This window comes from Aurantimonas sp. E1-2-R+4, assembly GCF_036549515.1.
In the GTDB taxonomy this organism is placed as follows: Bacteria; Pseudomonadota; Alphaproteobacteria; order Rhizobiales; family Rhizobiaceae; genus Aurantimonas; species Aurantimonas coralicida_A.
Genome location: NZ_JAZHLK010000097.1, coordinates 1 through 5234, shown reverse-complemented (window position 1 = coordinate 5234; position 5234 = coordinate 1). Strand labels below are relative to the sequence as shown.

General features: G+C 62.4%; 5 protein-coding genes and 1 pseudogene. 1 reads left to right on the top strand and 5 read right to left on the bottom strand.

Annotated elements, in window-relative coordinates; all coding sequences use genetic code 11:
* Positions 1 to 81: 81 nt before the first annotated feature.
* From VQ045_RS21185 to VQ045_RS21165, 5 genes and pseudogenes are all read right to left on the bottom strand, one after another.
* Positions 82 to 654, bottom strand: a complete 573-nt coding sequence (locus tag VQ045_RS21185) for a hypothetical protein (protein WP_331831533.1) — start codon at positions 652 to 654, stop codon at positions 82 to 84.
* 9 nt (positions 655 to 663) lie between these two features.
* Positions 664 to 780: pseudogene (locus VQ045_RS21180) on the bottom strand (HlyD family efflux transporter periplasmic adaptor subunit); the annotation flags it as partial.
* A gap of 45 nt (positions 781 to 825) precedes the next feature.
* Positions 826 to 1236: a response regulator gene (locus tag VQ045_RS21175; RefSeq protein ID WP_327626321.1), complete on the bottom strand. Its 411-nt coding sequence runs from the start codon at positions 1234 to 1236 to the stop codon at positions 826 to 828.
* Positions 1237 to 2283, bottom strand: a complete 1047-nt coding sequence (locus VQ045_RS21170) for a sensor histidine kinase (protein WP_331831532.1) — start codon at positions 2281 to 2283, stop codon at positions 1237 to 1239.
* Positions 2280 to 3791, bottom strand: a complete 1512-nt coding sequence (locus tag VQ045_RS21165) for an ATPase domain-containing protein (RefSeq protein ID WP_327626323.1) — start codon at positions 3789 to 3791, stop codon at positions 2280 to 2282. Before VQ045_RS21165 ends, VQ045_RS21170 begins: the two co-directional genes overlap by 4 nt.
* A gap of 304 nt (positions 3792 to 4095) precedes the next feature.
* Between VQ045_RS21165 and VQ045_RS21160 the strand changes: the two genes are divergently transcribed.
* Positions 4096 to 5234: cache domain-containing protein (locus tag VQ045_RS21160; protein WP_331831531.1), on the top strand; the 1139-nt coding region annotated here is incomplete at its 3' end.

Below are 5234 nucleotides of genomic sequence, written 5' to 3'. Positions count from 1 at the left end.
GATATCCGCGCCATCTGGCGCTCGCTCAGCAAAAACAAACCAGCCATCAGAACCTCCTTGACGGAAGCTCTGAATCACACATCAAGAGAAATTAATAGGTCCTGAGCCTAGGTAATCAGATATCTGCTCACCTGTACAATCGGAACCTGACAGTTCTTGATCGAATATTTTCTCGTAGAGAACGCCGATGTCGTCCAGATACTGATCCATGTTCCGGAGTGGTTCCGAGGCAAGCGCTTCGGCGCACGTCACGCTCGGGGCCGCAACCGGCGGATTTCGGGTGCCTTTGTCCTGGTCTCGCGTGTCGGCCTGACTCGGAACGATGCCCGTTTCCTCGCCGCGCCGCCCCTCTGGACCCAGCTTCGGCGCTGTCGAATCAGCGACCCCCACCCGCCCCGCGCCGGGGGCCATGGTGTCTCGCAGTTCGTCCCCGAATGCGATCGTGATGAGGGCGACCGGAGCGATTACCCCCAGCGCCGCGAAGGCAAAGGCCAGACGACGGACGCTAGCAATCCGGTTGCGTGTTGCTGTATGCGACCGGACCGCCGCCGGCGTCGCCGCAGGACGACGCTTTACGAACTTCGCGGCGATATCCACGCCATCGCTCGCAAGCTTTCGTCTGATAGGACCATAAGGATCGAAGTCGATCGACATCTTTATTCCTCACTGTTCCCGCATGGCGCGGCGGAACTGATCCGACAGCGGCTTCAGGAGATATGACATCGCCGTGCGCTCGCCGGTCTGGATGAAGGCCTCCACCGGCATGCCAGGGACCAACGGAAACCGCTTCTTTCACCATGCCCGACCGCGGACCACCTGGCACGCTCAGAACCACACAGCCGCCTTCGGCGTCTGCGGCACCTCGCCCGTCGCCGCGTATTTCAAGGCCTCCGCGACCGCTTCCAGCAGTTGCTCCGGCGTGAACGGCTTCGGCAGGAGGCCGAGGGCCGCGTCTTTGCCAGCCCGTGCAACAGCCGCCTGTCCGGTAATATACAGGCTGGGCACCTGATGCTCGTCACGCAGCCGACGGGCCAGCTCGACGCCGTCGTCGCCGCCCTCCAGATCGATATCGACCAGAGCGAGCGAGATCGTCGAGGACCGCGCGATGTCCAGCGACGGGGCACTGCGCATGGTGGGCCCCAACACCTCGTAGCCGGCGTCCCTCAGATCGTCCTCAATGACCATGGCCACGATCAGATTGTCCTCGACAATCAGCACGGAATGAATTGCGGGCATCTATCGATCCAGTACGCTGCGGGCCGGCACCCGTACCTGCACCTGAAGACCGGCGGGTGTAAATTCAAGATTCGCCTCGCCGTCGAGACTGTGCGCCGCCGAACGGATGAAACGCGTGCCGTAGCCGGTCCGCGACGGCGGTTTGACGCTCGGCCCGCCGCTCTCCGACCAGTCCAGTACGAAGCTGTCGCCCCCCGTTCCGGACTCGACCGACCACTTGACACCGACAGCGCCCTCGCTCGACGACAGCGCCCCATACTTGGCCGCATTGGTGGCCAGTTCGTACAGACTCAAGGCGATCTTCTGGGCGGGGTCGGACAAAAGCCGCTGGTCCGGGCCGGTCGCCACAACCCGCACGTCCTCCGTGTTGAATGGCCTCAAGATCGCTTCCACCAATTCGGTCAACCGCACCGATCCGTAATCGACATTGAACAGGACCGAATGGACGTTGCTGAGGGCGTTCAGTCGGCCGGCGAACTCATGGGAAAACTCGTTGAGATCGGCGGAGTTCCGGCGCGTGAGCGAAAACAGCGCGTTGACGCTGGCGAGGATGTTCTTGACCCGGTGGTTGAGCTCGTGGCGCAATTCCTCCTGATGCGCGATGTAACGGGCCAGGGCGTACTGACGAATACGGGCGCGCAAAGCCGTATCGACCGAGGTGGTCATCTCGGTGGGATGCACCGGGCGTTGCTTGATGATCAGCTTCGAGCGAGGCATGAGTTCGAGAAGCCGGCCGGCGGCATTGTTGAGATGCAGCGCCGCGTCCAAGAGCACGATGATCGGTAGTTCCGCCCAGTCGTCCTGCTGCGCCAGCATCTGGCTGACGAGCTCCAGCGACTTCTCGGTCAAACCTTCCTGGCTGACGATCAGAACCCCGGCCTCACGCGCCAGACTGGTTTGAAATTGCGCCAGATCGTCGGCGACGATCGCCGTGAAACCGGCGTCCGTCAGTACCTTATGGAGCGTGTCGCCATCATTCCCATAAGGTGCGTAGATCAGAACGGGCAGTTCGGCAGCCGACGGTATTCGGTCGAAATCCGCTTTCATCGCGTCGGCATCGGGGACGGACTGCCCGGCGGTGGCTGGACGAACTCCCTGATGCTGATGCCTTTGGTATCGATCTGCAATTGCCGGACATCGAGATCGTGCGGACCGTGGCGCTTCTTGACCACGGTGATCGTGCGGCGGACTACCGCCGGCCATTCGTACATGCGCAGGAACACCACCGTATCGCCGAGAAAACTGACGTCGACGGCGGTGTCCATATTGTGGCCGAGCAGGCCGTGCTGGGCGACGATGAGGATGGTCAGGACACCGCGCCGCGAAAGATACTTCAGCAGCGTCTGGATCTGCATGATCGCTTCCTGCGGATTCGGCAGCGCGGCGAGGTAACCGGTGAAGCTGTCGATGACCACCACGCCGGCATTGTTGCCATCCGCCGATTGCTGGGCGATCTGCGAGAATTCACCTTGCGAAATCGCGCCAGGATTGAAGTCCCAGAGTTCGAGCTTCCCGTCGTCGCGATATTTGCGCAGATGCAGACCGAGCCCTTCGGAGCGCCGGAAAAAGGTCTCGACCCGTTCTTCGAACAAAAACAGCGTGACCGATTCACCACGCTCCAGGGCCGCATAGGCGTAAAGCGAGGCAAGGGTCGACTTGCCAGTGCCCGACTGACCGACGATGAGCGTCGTGGTGCCAGGCTCCATGCCACCGCCGAGCATCTCGTCGAGCGCGTCGACGCCCGACTTGATCAGATCCTCGCGGCTGGTCTCCGGTGTGAGTTCCGGCACGATCCGCGGAAACACCCGGACACCCCCGCCTGTCTGGATCGCCATGTCGTGATAACCGTCGAAGAAACTCACGCCACGCATCTTGCGAATATCGATCCGGCGGCGCGCCTGACCATATTCGGGCAGGTACTTTTCCAGGTGGAACAGTCCATGCGCCAGACTCTCGACGACGGCATCGCCGCCGGCCTCCGGCGTCAGATCGATGAACAGGGTCGCAATGCCCTGTTTTCCGACCATTCGCTTGAACGACAGGATTTCCTCGTGAAACTTCTGGGTGTCGCGGCTGAGCTGGCGAATTTCGACGAGGGAATCGTAGACGATGCGCTTCGGCTTCACCCGGTCAATTGCCGCGTCGACGGCCTCGCGGGTCCGATCGAGACGCACATCCGAAGCGTAGAAGATCGTCTGATCGTCCTGCTTTTCGTCATGACGGGCCGCGTGCAGCTCCTCGATCTCGACCCCGTCGAGCGACCAGCCATGCGATGCCGCGATCTGCTCCAGTTCGGCCTTGCTCTGTGACAGCGACACATACAGAACCGGTTCGCCAGCGGCGGCGCCGGCGATCAGGAATTGCAGCGCAAAGGTGGTCTTGCCGGTGCCGGGTTTGCCCTGGAGCAGATAGAGATGCCGACCGGGAAGCCCGCCGCCCAGCACCGTGTCGAGCCCATCGATTCCGCTGGAAAATTTGCCATTGTTTTTGGCCGGCGACTTCGTGGCCGGTTTATTGGCCGATAGTTTCGTCGCCGGCTTTTTTTTCGGTGGCATCGCGCTTCCGCTTTCCAGTGGGGTCGAGAGTGCGGACCATTTCGGCAGATCGGCGGCGTGTCAAGCTGACGCCTCACCGCCCAAGCGGGACCGCGACGCTCTAATTTTCGCGGGCGGGCGGCGGCCCGAAAAGCCGTTCCGGGCGTCGGCGGCCCGTCGCTTGCCCGGCTACGAATATTTTCGGGCTTCCAGCAGCCTATCGGCGCAAAAACGTGGCCGAGGCGAGAAGGTCCCGCTTACGGTTAACCTTTCGGAAAACCGCGCTCACATAGAAAGGTTTGAATACTATAATTGGATTGTCGCCATGTCGCTTCGTTCTCGTCTCTTCGTCTCGGTTCTTTTCGCCGCGTTCGTCGCCGCGCTGGCGGTCGGCATACCGCTTTTCCTCGGCGCAGACCGTCTGGTCGAGCAAGCGGCAGAGCGCGAACTTGGCATCATGCAGCGCAAGCTCGATCGCTCGATCACCGCCGAGGTCGACAAGGCGCTCAGCCTCGCGGCTCTGGTGGCGCGCCAGCCAGCCGTAGGGCAGGCCGTCGCTTTCGACGATCGGCAGCGCCTGGCGGATATCTTCGTTCCCGGCTTTGACGCGATGAAGACGCAATACGGTGTGGAGCAGTTCCAGTTTCACACCCCTCAGGGCATTTCCTTCCTGCGCGTCCACAAGCCGGAAAAGTTCGGCGACGACCTGTCTTCGTTCCGCTTCACGGTCGTCGAGGCCAACGCCAACAAGATGCCGGTCATCGGGCTGGAGCGCGGCCGCGCCGGGATCGGTGTTCGAGCCGTCCACCCGATCGAATACAACGGACGCCACGTCGGCACCGTCGAATTCGGACTGGGCTTCGGACAGGAGTTCATCTCCGGCTTGACCGACAGCGCCGATGACGAGGCGGAGCTCTACATCTTCCCAATGGACGAAGTCGCGACCTTTGCCGCCAAGGATACCGCCGATGCCCGTTCGGCGGCGACCTTCCAAGGCGAGCCGCTGCTCGACGGTGCCACCTTGGCACGCGTCCGCGATGGCGAGACGGTTCCCACAACGTCTGTCATCGGCGGACAGCCCCATGTCGGTGTCGCCCGTCCGATCAAGGACTTCGCCGGCAATGTCTCCGGTGTGGCGCATCTGCTGACCTCGCAGGCGGCGCTGCAGGCCATCTCGAGTGAAATCAGCTGGACCGCCGCTTTCGCCGCCTTGCTCGCGATGGGACTGGCCATCGTCGTCGCGCTGTTCGTCGGTCGCCGTATCGGCGGCGCAATCAGCGGCATGGCCGACAGGATGTCCCAACTCGCCGGCGGTGATCTGACCACTGAGATTCCTGCCCTGGAGCAGAAGGACGAGATTGGCCGGATGGCGAATGCGGTGTTGGCGTTCAAGCAGGCGGCGTTGGAAAAGCAGCGGGTCGAGGCCGAGGCGGTGACGCGGCGCGAGGAGGCCGAGGCCGAGCG

Bases quoted from the DNA above. Each gene is read 5' to 3' on its own strand.
- VQ045_RS21175 (WP_327626321.1), bottom strand. From the start codon at position 1,236: ATGCCCGCAATTCATTCCGTGCTGATTGTCGAGGACAATCTGATCGTG.
- VQ045_RS21170 (WP_331831532.1), bottom strand. From the start codon at position 2,283: ATGAAAGCGGATTTCGACCGAATACCGTCGGCTGCCGAACTGCCCGTT.
- VQ045_RS21185 (WP_331831533.1), bottom strand. From the start codon at position 654: ATGTCGATCGACTTCGATCCTTATGGTCCTATCAGACGAAAGCTTGCG.
- VQ045_RS21165 (WP_327626323.1), bottom strand. From the start codon at position 3,791: ATGCCACCGAAAAAAAAGCCGGCGACGAAACTATCGGCCAATAAACCG.